This window comes from Rhodanobacter sp. B2A1Ga4, assembly GCF_018101315.1.
GTDB lineage: Bacteria > Pseudomonadota > Gammaproteobacteria > Xanthomonadales > Rhodanobacteraceae > Rhodanobacter > Rhodanobacter thiooxydans_A.
In genome coordinates this window covers 20,243-36,923 of sequence record NZ_JADBJR010000002.1, presented here as the reverse complement: position 1 = coordinate 36,923, position 16,681 = coordinate 20,243, and the positions used below count along the sequence as shown (strand labels likewise).

21 protein-coding genes and 1 tRNA gene are annotated in these 16,681 nt (G+C 67.2%); 18 read left to right on the top strand and 4 right to left on the bottom strand.

Annotation, left to right across the window (positions count from 1 at the left end):
* Positions 1 to 82: 82 nt before the first annotated feature.
* The 3 genes from IMW82_RS08805 to IMW82_RS08795 are packed head-to-tail and all read left to right on the top strand — an operon-like array spanning position 83 to position 2,512.
* Complete coding sequence (locus IMW82_RS08805; RefSeq protein ID WP_108470368.1) at positions 83 to 433, top strand: PepSY domain-containing protein; 351 nt, start codon at positions 83 to 85, stop codon at positions 431 to 433.
* On the top strand, positions 433 to 1,125 hold the full coding sequence (locus IMW82_RS08800) for a response regulator transcription factor (protein WP_108470369.1): 693 nt from the start codon (positions 433 to 435) through the stop codon (positions 1,123 to 1,125). The genes IMW82_RS08805 and IMW82_RS08800 overlap by 1 nt, the downstream gene beginning before the upstream one ends.
* Complete coding sequence (locus IMW82_RS08795) at positions 1,091 to 2,512, top strand: ATP-binding protein (RefSeq protein ID WP_108470370.1); 1,422 nt, start codon at positions 1,091 to 1,093, stop codon at positions 2,510 to 2,512. The genes IMW82_RS08800 and IMW82_RS08795 overlap by 35 nt, the downstream gene beginning before the upstream one ends.
* Before the next feature lie 4 nt (positions 2,513 to 2,516).
* Here IMW82_RS08795 and IMW82_RS08790 read toward each other — a convergent pair whose 3' ends face one another.
* Positions 2,517 to 3,311: a M90 family metallopeptidase gene (locus IMW82_RS08790; RefSeq protein WP_108470371.1), complete on the bottom strand. Its 795-nt coding sequence runs from the start codon at positions 3,309 to 3,311 to the stop codon at positions 2,517 to 2,519.
* A 12-nt stretch (positions 3,312 to 3,323) separates the two neighbouring features.
* Positions 3,324 to 3,650 carry a hypothetical protein gene (locus tag IMW82_RS08785; protein ID WP_108470372.1) on the bottom strand — a complete coding sequence of 109 codons (327 nt, stop codon included), beginning with the start codon at positions 3,648 to 3,650 and terminating at the stop codon, positions 3,324 to 3,326.
* A gap of 194 nt (positions 3,651 to 3,844) precedes the next feature.
* On the opposite strand from IMW82_RS08785, the gene IMW82_RS08780 reads away from it, so the two are divergent.
* The 10 genes from IMW82_RS08780 to IMW82_RS17915 all read left to right on the top strand — a co-directional run bounded on the left by IMW82_RS08780 (position 3,845) and on the right by IMW82_RS17915 (position 10,420).
* Positions 3,845 to 4,834 carry a biotin--[acetyl-CoA-carboxylase] ligase gene (locus tag IMW82_RS08780; protein WP_108470373.1) on the top strand — a complete coding sequence of 330 codons (990 nt, stop codon included), beginning with the start codon at positions 3,845 to 3,847 and terminating at the stop codon, positions 4,832 to 4,834.
* A complete protein-coding gene (locus IMW82_RS08775) occupies positions 4,831 to 5,571 on the top strand; it encodes a type III pantothenate kinase (protein ID WP_108470374.1) in 741 nt (246 codons plus the stop codon). The genes IMW82_RS08780 and IMW82_RS08775 overlap by 4 nt, the downstream gene beginning before the upstream one ends.
* 52 nt (positions 5,572 to 5,623) lie before the next feature.
* The gene (locus IMW82_RS08770) at positions 5,624 to 6,283 is read left to right on the top strand and encodes an SPOR domain-containing protein (RefSeq protein ID WP_108470375.1); all 660 of its coding nucleotides are present in this window, start codon (positions 5,624 to 5,626) and stop codon (positions 6,281 to 6,283) included.
* 41 nt (positions 6,284 to 6,324) lie between these two features.
* Positions 6,325 to 6,400 (top strand) — tRNA-Thr (locus IMW82_RS08765).
* A gap of 171 nt (positions 6,401 to 6,571) precedes the next feature.
* A complete protein-coding gene (locus IMW82_RS08760) occupies positions 6,572 to 6,823 on the top strand; it encodes a hypothetical protein (RefSeq protein WP_108470376.1) in 252 nt (83 codons plus the stop codon).
* 179 nt (positions 6,824 to 7,002) lie between these two features.
* Positions 7,003 to 7,260, top strand: a complete 258-nt coding sequence (locus tag IMW82_RS08755) for a hypothetical protein (RefSeq protein ID WP_234411245.1) — start codon at positions 7,003 to 7,005, stop codon at positions 7,258 to 7,260.
* 559 nt (positions 7,261 to 7,819) lie between these two features.
* A complete protein-coding gene (locus IMW82_RS08750; RefSeq protein ID WP_108470377.1) occupies positions 7,820 to 8,284 on the top strand; it encodes a DUF3617 family protein in 465 nt (154 codons plus the stop codon).
* A 214-nt stretch (positions 8,285 to 8,498) separates the two neighbouring features.
* A complete protein-coding gene (gene rocF / locus IMW82_RS08745) occupies positions 8,499 to 9,413 on the top strand; it encodes an arginase (RefSeq protein ID WP_108470378.1) in 915 nt (304 codons plus the stop codon).
* Between the two features lie 267 nt (positions 9,414 to 9,680).
* Positions 9,681 to 10,253 (top strand): YkvA family protein, encoded by a 573-nt coding sequence (locus IMW82_RS08740; RefSeq protein ID WP_108470379.1) that lies wholly within the window; start codon positions 9,681 to 9,683, stop codon positions 10,251 to 10,253.
* A 44-nt stretch (positions 10,254 to 10,297) separates the two neighbouring features.
* On the top strand, positions 10,298 to 10,420 hold the full coding sequence (locus IMW82_RS17915; protein ID WP_267895672.1) for a hypothetical protein: 123 nt from the start codon (positions 10,298 to 10,300) through the stop codon (positions 10,418 to 10,420).
* A gap of 48 nt (positions 10,421 to 10,468) precedes the next feature.
* Here the strand turns inward: IMW82_RS17915 and IMW82_RS08735 are convergent, their stop codons facing one another.
* Positions 10,469 to 10,798, bottom strand: coding sequence for a YegP family protein (locus IMW82_RS08735; RefSeq protein WP_108470380.1), 330 nt, complete (start codon positions 10,796 to 10,798; stop codon positions 10,469 to 10,471).
* A gap of 141 nt (positions 10,799 to 10,939) precedes the next feature.
* Between IMW82_RS08735 and IMW82_RS08730 the strand changes: the two genes are divergently transcribed.
* The 3 genes from IMW82_RS08730 (at position 10,940) to IMW82_RS08720 (ending at position 15,070) form a co-directional block, all read left to right on the top strand.
* Complete coding sequence (locus IMW82_RS08730; protein ID WP_108470381.1) at positions 10,940 to 12,304, top strand: tryptophan--tRNA ligase; 1,365 nt, start codon at positions 10,940 to 10,942, stop codon at positions 12,302 to 12,304.
* A 33-nt stretch (positions 12,305 to 12,337) separates the two neighbouring features.
* Positions 12,338 to 12,667 (top strand): hypothetical protein, encoded by a 330-nt coding sequence (locus IMW82_RS08725; RefSeq protein WP_108470382.1) that lies wholly within the window; start codon positions 12,338 to 12,340, stop codon positions 12,665 to 12,667.
* A gap of 174 nt (positions 12,668 to 12,841) precedes the next feature.
* Positions 12,842 to 15,070 (top strand): DUF5916 domain-containing protein, encoded by a 2,229-nt coding sequence (locus IMW82_RS08720; RefSeq protein WP_108470383.1) that lies wholly within the window; start codon positions 12,842 to 12,844, stop codon positions 15,068 to 15,070.
* Positions 15,071 to 15,073: 3 nt separating this feature from the next.
* On the opposite strand, the gene IMW82_RS08715 is transcribed toward IMW82_RS08720, so the two are convergent.
* On the bottom strand, positions 15,074 to 15,457 hold the full coding sequence (locus IMW82_RS08715) for a VOC family protein (protein WP_108470384.1): 384 nt from the start codon (positions 15,455 to 15,457) through the stop codon (positions 15,074 to 15,076).
* Between the two features lie 58 nt (positions 15,458 to 15,515).
* Here IMW82_RS08715 and IMW82_RS08710 point away from each other — a divergent pair, with 58 nt between their 5' ends.
* Together IMW82_RS08710 and IMW82_RS08705 are read left to right on the top strand one after the other, a co-directional pair.
* Positions 15,516 to 16,034 carry a M48 family metallopeptidase gene (locus tag IMW82_RS08710; RefSeq protein ID WP_108470511.1) on the top strand — a complete coding sequence of 173 codons (519 nt, stop codon included), beginning with the start codon at positions 15,516 to 15,518 and terminating at the stop codon, positions 16,032 to 16,034.
* Between the two features lie 2 nt (positions 16,035 to 16,036).
* On the top strand, positions 16,037 to 16,681 hold the full coding sequence (locus IMW82_RS08705) for a DUF6348 family protein (RefSeq protein ID WP_108470385.1): 645 nt from the start codon (positions 16,037 to 16,039) through the stop codon (positions 16,679 to 16,681).

Genomic DNA, 16,681 nt, shown 5'->3' with positions numbered 1-16,681 from the left:
ACGCCCGTCCGGTCAGTATTCAGCTGCGGTTCCCTAGGCTGAACGGCAACCGGAACCGAATCCGGATGGAATCCAGGCAACCATGTCGAAGCAATACCTCCCGCTGGTCCTGACGCTGCTGCTGATCGCAGGCGGCGGCGTGCGTGCGGCCCAGCCGGCCGTGCCGTCGCTGACCCTGGAGCAGGCGGTGGCGAAGGTGCAGCGGGAGACCGGCGGCAAGGTGCTGTCGGCGGATCCACGCAAGTTCGGCCACCATACGGAATACCGCATCAAGGTACTCGATCCGGATGGCCACGTGCGGGTGGTGGCGATACCCGCCGAGCTTCCCCGGGGTGGTCAGTCACCGGTCGAGCCGCCTCGGGGCAATCCGTCACCGGTCAACTCGAATCCGCGTCCGGCCATCATCGACTTAGGCAACAGAGGGAGACACTAATGCGCATCCTGTTGGTGGAGGACGAGGCGCCGTTGCGCGAGACGCTGGCGGCACGCTTGAAACGCGACGGCTTCGCCGTCGATGCGGCGCAGGACGGCGAGGAAGGCATCTACCTCGGCCGCGAGGTGCCCTTCGACCTGGCGATCATCGACCTGGGCCTGCCCAGGATGTCCGGCATGGATCTGGTCAAGGCACTGCGCGAGCATGGCCAGCGCTACCCGATCCTGATCCTGACCGCGCGCGGCAGCTGGCAGGACAAGGTCGAGGGGCTGAAGTACGGCGCCGACGACTACCTGGTGAAGCCGTTCCACGTCGAGGAACTGCTGGCGCGCATCAACGCGCTGGTGCGCCGGGCCAGCGGCTGGTCGAAACCGATCCTGGCCTGCGGCATGATCAAGCTGGACACCACCGCGCAGACGGTGACGGTGGAGGGCAAGCTGGTCGACCTCACCAGCTACGAGTACAAGGTGCTGGAGTACCTGATGCTGCACGCCGGCGAGCTGGTCTCCAAGGCCGATCTCACCGAACATATCTACCAGCAGGATTTCGACCGCGACTCCAACGTGCTCGAAGTGTTCATCGGCCGGTTGCGCCGCAAGCTCGATCCGGAAGGCACCCTCAAACCCATCGAGACGGTACGTGGACGCGGATACCGCTTTGCCATCCCGCGCACCGACGGCGACGACGAATGAACGCGGGTCGCCGCGCCGCCCGCTGTCGCTGGCGGCGCGCGCGGCGATCGCCACCACATTCGTGCTGGCCGGGTTTCTCGGTCTGGTCGGGCTGACCCTGACCCAGACCAACAAGGCGCGCGCACTGCGCACGCTGCACGACCGGCTCGAGAATTTCGCGATCGCGTACATCACCAATACCGACGTTAACCGGTACGGCAAGCTGTTGCCGCCGGAAACGTCGCCGAACCCGAATTTTTCGCAGCCGGGTTCCGGCCTGTACGCCGTGGCGCTGGGCGACCAGGGCTATCGCTGGGAGTCGTCCTCGGCGATCGGGCGCGACTTCAGCTTCCTGAAACCGCTGGCGCCCGGCCAGAGCCAGTTCGTGGGACCGGTCGACACCCGCATGGGCCGGCTGTACTACTACAGCTACGGCGTGGCGCTGGACACGGTGGAGAAGAAATCGGTGCGGCTCACCGTCATGGTGGCGCAGGCTGAGGACCAGCTCGAGGGCGAGAACGCGGTGTTCCGCCACACCCTGGTGGTCTGGCTGTCGATCCTCGGCGTGATGCTGATCGTGCTGCAGCTGCTGCTGTTGCGCTGGAGCCTGACCCCGCTGCGCAAGGTGGCCAGCGACATGAGCCGGGTCGAGCGCGGCGAGAGCGAACAACTGGACAGCCAGTACCCGCTGGAGCTGACCGGCCTGACCGAGCGCATCAACGCCTTCATCACCAACGAACGCGAGCAGCGCACGCGCTACCGGCACACCCTGGCCGACCTGGCGCACAGCCTGAAGACGCCGCTGGCCGTGATCCGCTCGCAGCTGGAATCGCCGACGGCAGGCGACGAGGCGGCACGGCGCAGCAGCGTGCTCGACCAGGTGCGGCGGATGAACGAGCTGGTCGCCTACCAGCTGTCGCGCGCGGCCACCTCCGGTCGGCAGACCTTCGCTAGCGCGGTGCCGATCGCCGGTCACGCCGAGGATTTGGTGCAGGGCCTGGAGAAGGTCTATGCGGCCAAAAATGTTCTGTGCGAATTCGACATCGAGGACGACGCGATGTTCTACGGCGAGCAGGGCGACCTGCTGGAACTGATGGGCAACCTGCTGGAGAACGCGTTCAAGTGGGCCGGCCATCGCGTGCTGCTGGTGGTGAAGATGCAGCCGCAATCCGGCCGCAAGCGCCCCGGCCTGTGGCTGAGCGTGGAAGACGACGGCCCGGGCATCGCCGAAGACCAGATCGAGAAGGTGCTGCAGCGTGGGGTGCGCGGCGACGAGCGGGTGCAGGGGCACGGCATCGGCCTGTCGATCGTGCAGGACATCGTGCACGCCTATCAGGGCGAGCTGGTGGTCGACCGCTCGCCGGAATTCGGCGGCGCGCGCTTCAGCGTGAAACTGGCGGCGAGCTGAGCCCTCAGCGTGCGCGACGGAGGCCGGCCGGCTCGCGCCCCTCGGCCGGCGAACGGCCGTAGTAAGTCTGCAGCAGCCTGGCGATTGCCGGCTCGGCGTCCCGCAGCAGCGCCGGTTGCGAATAATGCAACTCGCTGACCACGGCGAAGTACTCGGCGGCGCTTTCGGTGGCGTAGTGGTCGATCGGGCTGTCGCAGCTGTCCGGCGGCATCGCGACCAGGCGGTCATAGGCCTGCTGGAATTGCTCGATCCAGCGCCGCCGCGGGATGTCCACCAGCGGCGGCACGCCATCCGGCGGTCCGTCGAGCATGTCCAGTTTGTGCGCCATCTCGTGCACCACCACGTTGTAGCCGTCCCACGGCTGCTCCAGATCCAGCTGCACGTCGGCCAGCGACAGCACCAACGGACCGCGCTCCCACGCCTCGCCGATGCGGATCTCGTCGCCTTCGGTGACTACGCCGGTGCGGTCGTCGTGGTGGCTGCGGCGCACCTTGAATTCGCCCGGGTAGATCAGCACCTCGCGCCAGCCGCGCAGGCTGGCGGCGCCCTGCTGCAGCGCCGGCAGGCAGGCCTGCATGGCGATCAGCAGGCGCCAGTAGTCGTCCAGCACGGCGCCGGCCAGCGCGTGGAAACGCTTGCGCGCCAGGAACAGGGCGGATAGCCGGCGCAGCTGCTGCTGTCGTTCGGGGTCGAGCCGGCGTGCCAGCGGGCAGCCGGCCAGTGCACGTCGCCACAGTGGATCGGCGATCGGCGCCGGTTCAAAACGCGTCCGCAGCGATTGCCACCAATGCCCCGGCATGACGCCGAGCGCTTACTGGATCGACCCAGGCAGCAGCGATTGCCAGCCCAGATGCGGCCGGCGGGTTGGCGTCGGCGCGGAGGAAGCGCCGCCGGAGCGGCCACTGCCATTGCCGGAAGTGCCGCCGGAACTGTCGCTGCTGCCGGACGGCGGGCAGTCGCGGGTCAGCCCCAGCGCGTCGCCACCGCTGCTGTTGTTGCCGTCATGGGAGCTGGCGTTGTCGAGCGCGGCGTGCGAGGTGCTGTCCAGGTCCTGGGTAGTCTCCGGACTTGCCGCCGCGGCGCTGCCGATCCCGGCAAGGCACAAGACGCAACCGATAAGCCAATGGGTGGCACGCATGGCGAACGAACTCCCTGCCCCTCAGGCGAAGGCCACGATCGTCTCAGAAACCCCGGCGCCGTACCAGTGCTGTGCCGGCCGCCGGCGGATGCCGCAGGGCCGCCACCGGGCTAGAATCCGCCGATGCCCGACTTGCCCCGCCATCTCTCACTTCGCCGCCGGCCTCTCGCCGTGGCCGCTTCCGGGGCTGGCTGATGCAGCCGGCGCACTTGCTGGCCCTGCTTGCCGATGGAGAGTCGCTATCCGGCGCCGGCCTTGCCGCACGGGCCGGGGTGACCCGCGCGGCGATCTGGAAGCAGGTCGAGGTCCTGCGCGCCCGCGGCGTGCCGATCGAGGCACGCGGCGGGGCCGGCTACCGCCTGCCGTGGCCATTGCAGATGCTGGATGCGAAGCAGATCCGCGCCGCCCTGCCGCCACAGCCGGCGCGTTCGCTGGGTGCACTGGAGGTGCATTGGGAGCTCGATTCCACCTCCAGCGAACTGCAGCGTCGTGGCAGCACGGCGAAGGACTTCAGCATCGTGCTGGCCGAGACCCAGCATGCCGGTCGCGGCCGGCGTGGCCGCGAGTGGCTGTCGCCGCCGGGGCTGAACTTGTACCTGTCCTGCCTCAAGCGTTTCGAATCGGGATTCGCCGCGCTGAGCGGATTGTCGCTGGCGATCGGCGTGATCGTGCTGCGCGCGCTGGAAAATCTGGGCATCGCCGGGGCCGGCCTGAAGTGGCCGAACGACGTACTGGCCGTTACCGAGGGGCAGGCCGGTGGCAAGCTGGGCGGCATCCTGGTCGAGTTGAGCGGCGAATACCAGGGGCCGTGCGCGGCAGTCATCGGCATCGGCCTCAACCTGCGGTTGACGCCGGCATTGCACGCACAGGCCGGCCAGCCCGCCAGCGACCTGGCCACCCTGGCCGGTGGTACGCCGCCGGACCGCAACCGCGCCGCGGCGACATTGATCGCAGCGCTGGTCGATGGGCTGCAACAGTTCGAGCGCAACGGCTTCGCCGCGTTCGGCGCCGATTACGCGCGCCACGACCTACTGCGCGACCAGCCGCTGCAGCTGAGCGGGGCCCTGGGCACGTTCGACGGCGTGGGTGCCGGCGTGGATGCGCATGGCGCACTGCAGGTGCGCATGGCCGATGGCAGCGTGCGCCGGATCGACAGCGCGGATGTCACGGTGCGCCGCGCATGAGGCTGCTGCTCGACCTCGGCAACACGCGGCTGAAGTGGGCGTTGCAGGTGCAGCCGGCTGGCTGGCTGGCGCGCGGCGCGGTGGACTGGCAGGAGGATCTGGCGGCCGTGCTGGAACCGGCGTGGGCCGGTTTGCCGCGACCGGCGCAGGTGGTCGCGGCGTCGGTCGTCGATGCCGCGCGCGAAGCGCAGGTGGCGACCATGACGCAGCACCTGTTCGCCTGCACGCCGACCTGGCTGCGCACGCCGGCGCATGCCTGCGGCGTACGCAACGCGTATGCCGAGCCGCAGCGGCTGGGCGTGGATCGGTTCCTGGCGATGGTGGCGGCGCATGCCGAGGGCCACGCGCCGTGCGTGCTGGCCGGTGTCGGTACCGCACTCACGCTGGACGCCCTGGCAGCCGATGGCCAGCACCTGGGCGGCCTGATCGCACCGGGTCCGCAACTGATGCAGCAGTCGCTGCTGGGCGCCACGGTGCGGGTGCGGCCGGAGCGACCGGGCAAGCTCGTGGAGCTGGCCGACAACACCGCCGACGCGGTGGCATCGGGCTGCTGGCAGGCGGCGGCCGCGTTGGTCGAACGTTTCGCCGCGCATACCGCCGCGCGGCTCGGCGCGACGCCGGAACTGATTCTTGGCGGCGGCGACGGCGAGTCGCTGTTGCCGCTGCTGTCGCTGCCGGCCCGGCTGAGCCAGGACGGTGTGCTGCGTGGCCTGGCCGTGTGGGCCAACGCGCAATGACGCCGCCATCGTCCGTCTAGAATGACGATCGTTGCCGGTTGATGGGGGTTCGATGTTCCTGCGCCTGCTGTTCGTACTGTTGACCGCGCTCAATATCGCGGTGGGTGCCTGGCTGCTGCTGGGGCAGCCGTATGCCCGCGGCGGCACGCCCAGCGATCCCGGCGTGGCGGAATTGCGCCTGCTGTCGGAATTGCCGCAACCTGGGCCGGCAGCGACGACAGCCATCCCTGCGGCGATGACGCCGCCGCACAACCTCAGCTACAGCTGCCTCGCCCTGGGCCCGTTCGCCACCCCGCAGGACCTGCGCAACGCGCGCCAGGCCTTGTCCGCACAGGCCACGCGGATGCGCTCGCGCCAGGAACAGACCAGCCAGACCAGCGGTTGGTGGGTCTACCTGCCAGCAGCCGGCAACCGCGCGCAGGCACTGGCGGTGGCCCGCCAGCTGGCGGCGCGCGACATCAATGATTACTTCGTGGTCAGCTCCGGCGATCAGCCCAACACGATCTCGCTGGGCCTGTTCAAGGACCCGGCCAATGCGCGCAAACGCCGCGACGAAGTCATCGCGGCCGGCTTCCCCGCCCGCATGAGCGAGCGCAGCGAGAGCGTGCCCGAATACTGGCTGGACCTGGTGGTCGCCGATGGCGGCAACTTCGACTGGCGCAGTCGTGTCCACACCACGGGAATCGATGCGCACAGCACCGGCTGCTTCTGAACACGCGCTGCGAGGCGGCCTGCTAGAATCCCCCCGGCCTCGCCGGCATAGCTCAGTTGGTAGAGCAACTGATTTGTAATCAGTAGGTCGCGGGTTCGATTCCTGCTGCCGGCACCAGCTCCCCGTCATCCGCTTTGCCGCCGCGCCCGGCTTTTTCACGGTGTGCGGCCTTGCGGCATCGCCTGACCAAGCTGAACGCTTCGAACCGGTCTTAACGAAACCATCGCAATCTGTCTACTTCGGCCTGCCCACGCTCGCAGCTGCGGGGGCACGCTGCGAGGGTACGTCATGGGTACGCTTTACGTGGTGCAGGGCTTTCACGAAGAGGGCGGCGACATCGTCGCGGACAAGCCGATCCTTCACGGCATGGAACAGCTGGCACGCACGCGCGGCGAGATGTTGGCCGGGCAGCGTGACGGCGTGCTGGTTTATGCCCAGGCGGCCGACATCGACCGTGGCGAGTATTCGGAACCGGTCATCCTCGCCCGCTATGGCCAGGTACCGCATCCGGAACAACAAAGCCTTTGCCAGGCCGGCTGACCGGAACGCTGGAAGGACCGACAGGCGCCGACCCGAGGCCCTCCCGGGGCAGCTGCGCACACGTGCCGTAGGCCCGCGCCGACATACATGGCGTGTCGTGCCGGGCAAACTGGGTCATACCGGAGGCACTGGATCATCCGTCGGCAGGGGCGCGCGGATGGGCACTCCGGGTGACTCCTTTGTCCGAGGGTGCGGCGATGCGCGTGGTTTTGACGATCAGGGAAAGCCGCCACGGCCTGTGGTGCATCTGCAGCGGAGAGGTCGTGCTGTACGACGGGCTGCGCTTCGCGCATGCGATCCGTCTGGCCCGTGGACTGGCACGCGAGGAGCATGCCAATTCCGGTCGCATGGCCAAGGTCGACATGGCCTGTTCGGAATTCACCATTACCCTGGCCCACTATGCGGGGCCGATCATCCCGCAATGTGCGGCGGCCTGATTCCGTCGACCCGACACAATCTCCGGTCCTTGCCGCACAGGTCGCGCCCTGCCGTGTGGGGTGTCATCCGCATTAGCGTCCTGGCGCGGTTGCGCAAGGTGTCTCGGCCGTATGCGCTACGGCGGCCATCGGCAGGCATTCTCCGCCGGTTTGCTTGGGCCGGCCGGTACCTGGCGGTGAGTGTACACGTGGCGTGAAAGCTTGCTACGATCGGCCCGACGGCTGCACAGGGGCAGCTCGGGGTGATCGACATGCAAACGCTTCTTGCACACTCCGCCTTCTGGCGTGGAGTGTCATTGTTTGCAGGGATGCTGCTGGGAAAAATCGTTCATGGTGCCAGGCCGGAAGTTTCGCCGGTCCGCGGTACCGGGGATCTGGTGTCGTGGAGTCCTGGTGCGCGATCGCGCCGCGAGGACGAGCAGGCGCGAAGTCGCCAGACGGGATGTCACTGACGGGCGAACATGCCGGCCTCGCTGGGGTAGCGTGGTTGCAATGGATGCGATCGCCGCTGTCGTGTGTGTCGATCCGGTGACGTCACCTTGCCGGATCGTGCCGGAGAATGCCCCTGCCTGTTTCACGTCCTTTCCACGCCTGCGGTCTGTGCGCGTTCGCGCTGCTGGCCACGGCGGCACTGGCGCAGCCGGATTCCGGCAGCATGCTGAAGATGAGCGTCACCATGAAGATGCAGGTGCCGGGTGCCGGCGACCTGCCTGTGCGCACGACTACGCTGGACGTGTGCATCTCCAGTAGCCATGACATGCGCGTCATACTGCAGCGACAGCGGGGTTGCGTGGTCAGCGACTACCGGCAGGTCGGCCATGTCGTCAGTTACCACCTGGTCTGCGGCGGCGACCCGCCGAGAATGACCGGTGATGCAAGCTTTGAGCTGCTGCCCGATGGCGGTACCAATGGCAGCGTTCACGCGAACGGCTACATCGGTGGGCAGGGCGTCGTCATGGACATGACCTACGCCGGCCAGCGCACCGACAGCTGCGATTATGCCGCGAGCCGGCAGCGGCATTGAGCAGAGAGCCATCAGCGTCGACCGGGCCGTTCCGGTAAACTTCGGGGCGCTTGCGGCGAGCGTATCGCGGGCACCTTTCTCACAGGGACGGCGGTAGCTCGCTCGGGATAGTGGCAAGACGCCACCGTTCACCGGCTACCGTTCTCCTACATCGGCGGCATGCGCTGGCTCAGACCGTGCGGCTGCCGCGACGCATGGCAGGTAAACACGGATCATGGGCAAACAGACCGTTTCATTGATCGGCGTGCCAACCGACATCGGCGCCGGCCATCGTGGTGCCGCGATGGGGCCGGAAGCGTTGCGTGTGGCCAACCTGGCGGAAAAGTTGGAGCGCCGCGGGCTGAAAGTGATCGACCGGGGCAACCTGCAGGGGCCGCTCAATCCGTGGTTGCCGCCTGAACACGGCTACCGCCACCTGGACGAGGTGGTGGCCTGGAATACGGCCGTCTATACGGCTGTTCACCAGGAGCTTCAGGCCGGGCGCCTGCCAATCATGCTCGGCGGCGACCACTGCCTGGCGATCGGTTCGATTTCGGCGGTGGCGCGCCATTGCCACGACGAAGGCAAGCAGCTGCGCGTGCTGTGGCTGGATGCGCACACCGATTTCAACACGGCACAGGCCACGCCTAGCGGGAATATCCACGGCATGCCGGTGGCCTGCCTGTGCGGCATTGGCCCGAGTGAACTCACCGGGCTCAGCGGCAACACGCCGGTAACCACGCCGGATGTGTTCCGCTACATCGGCATCCGCTCGGTCGACGAGGGCGAGAAGCGGCTGGTGCGCGAGGCGAACATGCAGGTGCACGACATGCGCCACATCGACGAGATCGGCATGAAGCGCGTGATGGAAGAGGCGCTGGCCGGGATCGACGAAAACACCCACCTGCACGTGAGCTTCGACGTCGACTTCCTCGACCCCAGCATCGCGCCGGGCGTGGGCACCACCGTGCGCGGCGGCCCGAATTACCGCGAGGCGCAGTTGTGCATGGAGATGCTCGCCGACACGGGGCGCGTGGCGTCGCTGGACATCGTCGAACTGAACCCGGCCTTCGACAAGCGCAACCAGACCGCGAAGCTGGCGGTGGACCTGGTCGAGTCGCTGTTCGGCAAGTCCACGCTGCTGCGCTGAGGCGGCCGGCGGGTGCCGCCAACGGACGTTTGCGCCGCGGCCTGCAACGGCTGTCCCGCATGGGTGGGTTGTCGGCGCCGTCGGCACATCCCGCGCAGATGATGGTGCCAGCCCGGCGGTCGTCGCCAGAGGCTCGCTGGCGACCTTCGACATCGAGATGGGGGGAGAGCCGGCCGTTCGCGCGCTGGAGCGGCACAGGCAATTGACGTCCATGCGGCGGCTAGCATAGGCTGGCCCCTCCTGCCATTGCCTCGCGAGTCGTCAGCCATGAGCCTGGACATCAGCATTACCTTGACCGATTCAGACGTAAAGCTGTTTGTCGACAGTATCAAGGAGGCGCAGAAGAAGGCGGCCGCGCTGGATGCCGTGAGCATTGTAGGTGCCGCGCGCAATCTGCTGGAAGAAACCATCGGCAAGAATCTGCCCGACTTCGTGGCGATCCGTCTGAAACATCTGGACACCATGATCGCCCTGGTCGAGGACGCCGGCTTCGGCCTGCCTGAGGCGGATCGCGACAACGTACTGGCGGCGCTGGCCTATTTTTCCAGTCCGGACGACATCCTTCCGGACAATATCCCGGTGCTGGGCTTCCTTGACGACGCGATCATGATCGAGCTCTGCGTGCGCGAGCTGCAGCACGAGATCGAGGCCTACGAGGACTTCCGCCACTGGCGCGACAACGAGGCGACCCGACGCGGGGAGAGCCGGGCGGGCCTGATGCTGAACCGGGTCGAGTGGGCCGAGGCACGCCGCATCGAGACGATCGAGCGCATGCACCGCCGCCGCAACGAATCCTATGTCGGCGGCAACTGGTCACCGGTGCTGTTCAAGGTGCGTTGATTGCCAACGGATGCCGGTATTCCACACGGGGCGCTGCGGCGCCCTTGTCATTTCCGGCGGCGGCGCCCCATCGCCACGACATTGCCTTCGACAAGCGCAACCGGGCCGCGATGCTGGCGGTGGATCTGGTCGAGTCGTTGTTCGGCAAGTCCACGTTGATCCGTTGAGGTGCCAGCGAAACGCCGGTGTGGCCGTGCGGGCCGCACCGGCAGGTTTTACTCCTCGATGAGCTTCGCGTCCGCCGCATTCGCCATCACCGAGGCGATGCCAGCGTCGCGCGAGCGTTCGCTCTCGTACATCTCGCTGCTGCCGATGACCTGATGGTTGGCCGCCTTGAGGTTGAAGTGGAACTTGCCGTTGACCGAGGTCTTCTTCTCGTAGCGCGTCGCGTCTGGTGCGTTCTTGCGTATCGACGTGATGCCGTTGTGCGCACTGGCCTTGTCCTTGTAGCCCTCGCTCTTGAGAATGATCTCGCCGTTGGCGGCCTTCAGGTTGAAATAGGTTTCGCCGTTCTTGCCGGTAAACACAGTGAACTTGCCGCTCATCGGTGGATCTCCTTGCATAGGTCGGGGGCCTCGCGGAATCTGAACCGATAGGGCGTGATTTTTTTGGCAAGGGCGGCAACCCGTCCGGTCGAGTCGTTCCACCGGATGTCGTAGACTGGCGTTTTACTTGCGCGACGCAGCATGAACATCCGAGTCCTCACCGGTATCACCACCACCGGCACTCCGCACCTTGGCAATTACGTGGGCGCGATCCGGCCAGCGGTCGAGGCCAGCCGGCGCGACGACGTGGATGCGTTCTATTTCATGGCTGACTACCACGCGCTGATCAAGAGCGACGACGCAGCGCGGATCGAGCGTTCGCGGCTCGAGATCGCCGCGACGTGGCTGGCCGCCGGCCTGGATCCGCAGCGGGTCACCTTCTACCGCCAGTCGGACATCCCGGAAATCCCCGAGCTGACCTGGTTCCTGACCTGCATCGCCTCCAAGGGCATGCTCAACCGCGCGCACGCGTACAAGGCGGCGGTGGACAAGAACACTGCGGCGGGCGAGGACGCCGATGCCGGCATCACCGCCGGCCTGTACATGTACCCGGTGCTGATGGCGGCCGACATCCTGGCGTTCGACGCGAACCAGGTGCCGGTGGGGCGCGACCAGATCCAGCATATCGAGATGGCGCGCGACCTCGGCCAGCGCTTCAACCATCTGCACGGGCACGAGTTCTTCGTGCTGCCGGAGGCGCTGATCGAGGAGCAGGTGGCCACGCTGCCGGGCCTGGACGGGCGCAAGATGTCAAAGAGCTACGACAACACCATTCCGCTGTTCGCCGGCGGCAAGAAGCAGCTGCGCGAGGCAATCATGCGCATCGTCACCGACTCGCGCCTGCCCGGCGAGCCGAAGGATCCGGACGATTGCGCGCTGTTCACCATCTTCCGTGCATTCGCCAGCGAAGCCGAGACCGCGGCGTTCCGCCAGGCCCTGCTGGACGGCATCGGCTGGGGCGAGGCGAAGCAGGTGTTGTGCGAGCGGATCGAGGCCGACGTGGGGCCGATGCGCGAACGCTACGAGGCCTTGATGGCCGATCCGGCCGCGATCGAGACGATCCTGCGGCAGGGTGCGCAGAAGGCACGCGCGATCGCCACGCCGAAAGTGGCTGCGTTGCGCGAAGTGCTGGGTCTGCGCGCGATGACCACCGCGCCAACGGCGACTGCTCAGTCGAAGGGCGCGCCGAAGCCGGGCAAGATGCCGCGCTTCGCCAGTTTCCGCGACGCCGATGGCAGCTTTCGTTTTCGCCTGTTCTCTGCAGAAGGCGAGGAGCTGCTGCTGTCGAAGCCGTTCGCCGATCCGAAGGCGGCCGGTGCGCTGCAGAAGCAACTCAAGATATTGGGTGCGGCTGCGGCCGTATGGCAGATTCAGCCACTGAGCATGAGCCTGGAGCTGGACGGCGCGGCGGTCGCCAGTACGCCCGACTACCGTGACGGGCAGGCTCGCGACGAAGCGCTGGTGCAATTGCGCGAAGCGCTGGATCAACTGGCCGCGCAGGAATGATGCGCGGCGCCAAACTTTTCGGGTGATCGACTGATGCGATATCTCGCCATCCTGCTGCTTGCGCCGTGGCTGCTGATCCTGTGCTGGGGTTACTGGGCGTACCCGAAGAGCCTGCCGCGCACGTCCGGCCGGCGCGTCTTTGATTTCACCGCGCTGCTGCTGGCGCTGATCGCCGCGGCGCAGTGCGCAGTGCTCGGTTTCGACACGGTCGAGTTGCCCACGGTCGACGGCTTCGGTCGCGCCAGTGGTGCGATCTGGCAGCAGGTGCTGCCGGCGCTGTACGGCTACGGCGCGTTCACTGCGGTGCTGGTGCTGGCGATGCTGCTGCGGCATGCGCTGTGGGGGCGCCGGCGGCGATCCTGATCAGGCCCACGGGCGCCCCGCGCTGAACGCGGTGGCTGCCTGCCACAAGTCATGCCGTGACTTATGGCGGTCGAGGTGGCTAAACGCAAACGGCAAGCTGCGCATCTATCCGGTGTAGCGAATCCATCGCTCCCAGGGCGTAACCCCGCGCCGCATTCCCGTGGAAATTTCGACATGCGCATGGCATGCCTGCTGTTGCTTATTCTGGCCGCGCTGTCGGCACCGGCGCTGGCCGTCGAGATCGACGGCCACATCGGTGCCGACGAGTGGAAGGGCGCGCGGCACATCGCCGACTTCCGCCAGACCCAGCCGCTTACCGGCAAGCCGGGCTCGCTGCATACCGAGGCCTGGATCCTGGCCACACCCAAGGGCCTGGCCGTGGCGTTCCGTTGCGACCAGCCGGCGGGCGTGCCGCGCACGCACCAGCGCGTGCAGCGCGACTTCGAGGACCAGGTCGACCGGGTCAATGTGATGATCGACTTCAACGGCGACGGGCGCACCGGCTACGACTTCGTGGTCAGCTCGACCGGCGGCATCAACGACGCCGTGGTCACCAACGAAAACCAGTTCAACAAGGACTGGGACGGCAGCTGGCAGCATGCGGTGAGCGAGGATGCCGAAGGCTGGACCGTCGAGATCCTGATTCCGTGGTACATCGCGCCGATGCACACGGCCGTGGACGGCAAGCGCACCATTGGCATCTATCTCGACCGCGTGACCGGCTCGACCGGCGAACGCGACTCGTGGCCAGTGGCCAGCTTCACGCTGCCGCGCTTCCTGTCCACATTCAGCCGGGTCGAGGTGCCGCAGTACAGCCAGTCGCTGCTGGCGCTGACGCCGTACGTGTCTGGCCTGTACGACAACGTGCGCGGCCGCAGCCACTTCCAGCAAGGCGCCGACCTGCTGTGGAAGCCGAACGGTCAGTTCCAGCTGACCGCGGCGCTGAATCCGGATTTCGGCCAGGTCGAGAGCGACGACCTGGTGGTCAACTTCAGCGCCACCGAAACCTACGTCAGCGACAAGCGGCCGTTCTTCACCGAGAACCAGGGCATCTTCGACTTCAGCCTGCTCGACGACTACAGCCAGCTGGTCTATACGCGGCGTGTTGGCGGCCCGTCCGACGATGGTCACGGCGCGGCCGACATCAATGCGGCGGTGAAGCTCAATGGCAGCTTCGGCACCACCAGCTACGGCGTGCTGGCCGCCGACGAGGATGGCGAGGCGGGGCGCTTTTTCGGCGCCGCGCGGGTGACCCACGATTTCGGCGAGCAGAGCCTGGGCATGCTGCTGACCCGGGTCGACCGCCCGTGGCTGGATCGCGAGGCCACCGTGCTCGGCGTGGACCATCACTGGCGGCCCACGCCGCAGCTGACCATCGCCACCAACGTGGTCGGCAGCGACATCCTGCAGTCGGGCACGCACACGCGCGACAGCGGCGGCACCGTCATCGCGGATTACGAGATGGGCGACGGCTGGCGCCAGCAGTGGCTGGGCATGCATTTCGGCGACCAGTTGCAGGTCAACGACTTCGGCTACCTGGAGCGCAACAACTTCAACTACGGCCACTGGGAAGTGCGCAAGCGCAACACCACGCTGCCGGCCGACTCCGCCTACAGCTCGCACGAGTGGCGCTTCCGCATCGACGGACTGGACAACGACCACGGCCTGCGCCTGCGCCGCCAGTTCCGCGTCAGCCGCAACAGCAACCTGCGCAACGGCGCCACCGAAACGGTGCAGCTCAATGTCAACAGCGCCGGCTGGGACGACCTGCTCACCCGCGGCAACGGCGCATTGTTCCTGCCGCCGTCGGTGGACCTGGCCTACAAACGGATCAGCCCGCGCCATGGCGACTGGGCGTTCAAGCTGGATGCGGAGGTCGTGAGCGGTGGGCTCGGCGGCAACCGGCAGCTCGGCTACGACGTCAAGTTCATCCCGACCTATTTCGTCAGCGACGCGTTCAGCGTCTATGCCGGCCCGTACTACGAGCACCTGCCGGACTGGCTGGTGTGGCAGCACGACAACCTCATCGGCCGCTACGACGAGCACACGCTGCAGCTGGACGCCGGTTTCGACTGGACCATCGACAGCCGCCAGGAGTTGCGGGTGAAGCTGCAGGCGATCGGGCTGGACGCACGCGTGCGTGGCGGTTACCGCGTGCAGGCCAACGGTCGCGCCGTCGCCAGCAACGAGCCGGTCGACGACTTCAGCGTGCGCAACCTCGGCCTGCAGATCCGCTACCGCTACGAGCTGGCGCCGCTGTCGTACCTGTACGTGGTCTACGGCCGCGGCGGCTACGCGATGGATGGTTACGCGCGCCGTACCGCCGATGTCTTCGACCGCAGTTTCGCGCTGCGCGACGACGAACAGCTGCTGGTGAAGCTGAGCTACCGCTTCGACATCTGAGGCTCAGTCCCAGGTGTTCAGGTGCGGCCCGAACGCCTTGCGCTGCGGTCGCACCACGCAGAAACGATGCCCGCTGGGGGCTTCCAGCACCCACCAGCGTTCGCGCACGAACGCGATGCGGCGCGCCCCGAGCCGTTCCAGCCGATCCACCTCGGCGTCGAGGTCGTCGGTCTCGATGTCCAGGTGCACGCGGCTGGCGTGGTCCACCTTCTGCAGCAGGATGATCGGTTCGTCCGCGGCGGTCTGCAGCTCGGCGTACTTGCCGTCGCCGTCCTGGTCGACGCTGGCGATCGGCTTGCCCAGCGCCAGGCTCCAGAAGCGGGTCGCGGGGGCAAGGTCGTCGACCTGGCAGTCGATGACGAGGGTGCAGAGTCGGCTGTGATGCATGGCATGGCTCCGTCGGCTGGCCGCTACGCGTGCGGCGACGCAGTGCGAGAATAGCCGCATGGTTCCGTTCAAGTATCTCCAGGCTTACCCCGCCACGCTGCAGGACAAGGTGCGCGAACTGATCGCGCAGGAGCGCCTGGGCGAGCACCTGGCCAGGCGCTATCCGGCGCGCCACGACGTGCAGAGCGACAAGGCGCTGTACGCCTACGTGGCCGCGCTGAAGCAGCGACACATGAAGAATGCGCCCGGCATCGACAAGGTGCTGTACGACGCCAGGCTCGACGTGCTGCGCAACGCGCTCGGCCTGCACACCGCGGTCTCGCGCGTGCAGGGCGGCCGGCTCAAGGCGAAGAAGGAGATCCGCGTGGCCAGCCTGTTCAAGGCCGCCGCGCCGGAGTTCCTGCAGATGATCGTGGTGCACGAGCTGGCGCACCTGAAGGAAATCGAGCACAACAAGGCGTTCTACCAGCTGTGCCAGTACATGCTGCCGGACTACCATCAGCTGGAGTTCGATCTGCGCGTGTACCTGACCTGGCGCGAATTGCCGTCGGGCGACACCACCAACCTGCGGGAATGACGATGGACAGTGCGGCGCTACAGAAGTATCTGCTGCGGCTGTTCGAGCGCCACGACGTCGAACTGGACGTGGACGAGGACGGCTGGCTGGTCACCGACGGCGATTTTCCGGCGATCCGTGCCGCCTGGCACGAAGGCGCGGCCGGTGAGCCCGGCCGGCTCGACGTCGACGTGGTGCTGAGTGAGGAGCGCTATATTGAGGAGAGCTTCGCCGGCGTGGGCGGCGGCGACGCCGGCTGTCGCGATGCCTTGCGCGCGTTCGAACACGACGTGTTCCATCCCCTGCTGGCCGCGTGCTGGTACGTCACCGATGAGCGCCGGATGCGGATTACCGCGTGGGAGATCGGCGTGCGCACCTGGGACGTATTCATCGGCCCGTTCAGCGCACGCGGTGCGGATGCTGCGAGCATGCCGGCCGAGGCGCTGGCGTCGGTCGAGGCCGCGTTGAAACGCGAGGCGCTCAGCCCCGAGCTGCACTGGATTCGGCTGGTGCACAGTCACGCCGCAGATGGCGATTCACGCTGCGAGGCGCTGCTCGACAACGAACTGTGGACGGCTGGAACGCTGGCGTTGACTGCCGTCCCGTGGCCGCACAGCGGCGACTACAGCGCCCGTTGTTTCCTGTTGCTGGACGTGCGCGATTACTGA

What these genes read in the sequence shown, in the direction of transcription:
- IMW82_RS08800 (WP_108470369.1), top strand. Translation starts at nt 433, where the DNA reads ATGCGCATCCTGTTGGTGGAGGACGAGGCGCCGTTGCGCGAGACGCTG.
- IMW82_RS08715 (WP_108470384.1), bottom strand. Translation starts at nt 15,457, where the DNA reads ATGCATCACAGCCGACTCTGCACCCTCGTCATCGACTGCCAGGTCGAC.
- IMW82_RS08735 (WP_108470380.1), bottom strand. Translation starts at nt 10,798, where the DNA reads ATGAGCGGCAAGTTCACTGTGTTTACCGGCAAGAACGGCGAAACCTAT.
- IMW82_RS08720 (WP_108470383.1), top strand. Translation starts at nt 12,842, where the DNA reads ATGCGCATGGCATGCCTGCTGTTGCTTATTCTGGCCGCGCTGTCGGCA.
- IMW82_RS08725 (WP_108470382.1), top strand. Translation starts at nt 12,338, where the DNA reads ATGCGATATCTCGCCATCCTGCTGCTTGCGCCGTGGCTGCTGATCCTG.
- IMW82_RS08710 (WP_108470511.1), top strand. Translation starts at nt 15,516, where the DNA reads ATGGTTCCGTTCAAGTATCTCCAGGCTTACCCCGCCACGCTGCAGGAC.
- IMW82_RS08740 (WP_108470379.1), top strand. Translation starts at nt 9,681, where the DNA reads ATGAGCCTGGACATCAGCATTACCTTGACCGATTCAGACGTAAAGCTG.
- IMW82_RS08760 (WP_108470376.1), top strand. Translation starts at nt 6,572, where the DNA reads ATGGGTACGCTTTACGTGGTGCAGGGCTTTCACGAAGAGGGCGGCGAC.
- rocF (WP_108470378.1), top strand. Translation starts at nt 8,499, where the DNA reads ATGGGCAAACAGACCGTTTCATTGATCGGCGTGCCAACCGACATCGGC.
- IMW82_RS08770 (WP_108470375.1), top strand. Translation starts at nt 5,624, where the DNA reads ATGTTCCTGCGCCTGCTGTTCGTACTGTTGACCGCGCTCAATATCGCG.
- IMW82_RS08805 (WP_108470368.1), top strand. Translation starts at nt 83, where the DNA reads ATGTCGAAGCAATACCTCCCGCTGGTCCTGACGCTGCTGCTGATCGCA.
- IMW82_RS08780 (WP_108470373.1), top strand. Translation starts at nt 3,845, where the DNA reads ATGCAGCCGGCGCACTTGCTGGCCCTGCTTGCCGATGGAGAGTCGCTA.
- IMW82_RS08790 (WP_108470371.1), bottom strand. Translation starts at nt 3,311, where the DNA reads ATGCCGGGGCATTGGTGGCAATCGCTGCGGACGCGTTTTGAACCGGCG.
- IMW82_RS08730 (WP_108470381.1), top strand. Translation starts at nt 10,940, where the DNA reads ATGAACATCCGAGTCCTCACCGGTATCACCACCACCGGCACTCCGCAC.
- IMW82_RS08750 (WP_108470377.1), top strand. Translation starts at nt 7,820, where the DNA reads ATGCCCCTGCCTGTTTCACGTCCTTTCCACGCCTGCGGTCTGTGCGCG.
- IMW82_RS08705 (WP_108470385.1), top strand. Translation starts at nt 16,037, where the DNA reads ATGGACAGTGCGGCGCTACAGAAGTATCTGCTGCGGCTGTTCGAGCGC.
- IMW82_RS08785 (WP_108470372.1), bottom strand. Translation starts at nt 3,650, where the DNA reads ATGCGTGCCACCCATTGGCTTATCGGTTGCGTCTTGTGCCTTGCCGGG.
- IMW82_RS08775 (WP_108470374.1), top strand. Translation starts at nt 4,831, where the DNA reads ATGAGGCTGCTGCTCGACCTCGGCAACACGCGGCTGAAGTGGGCGTTG.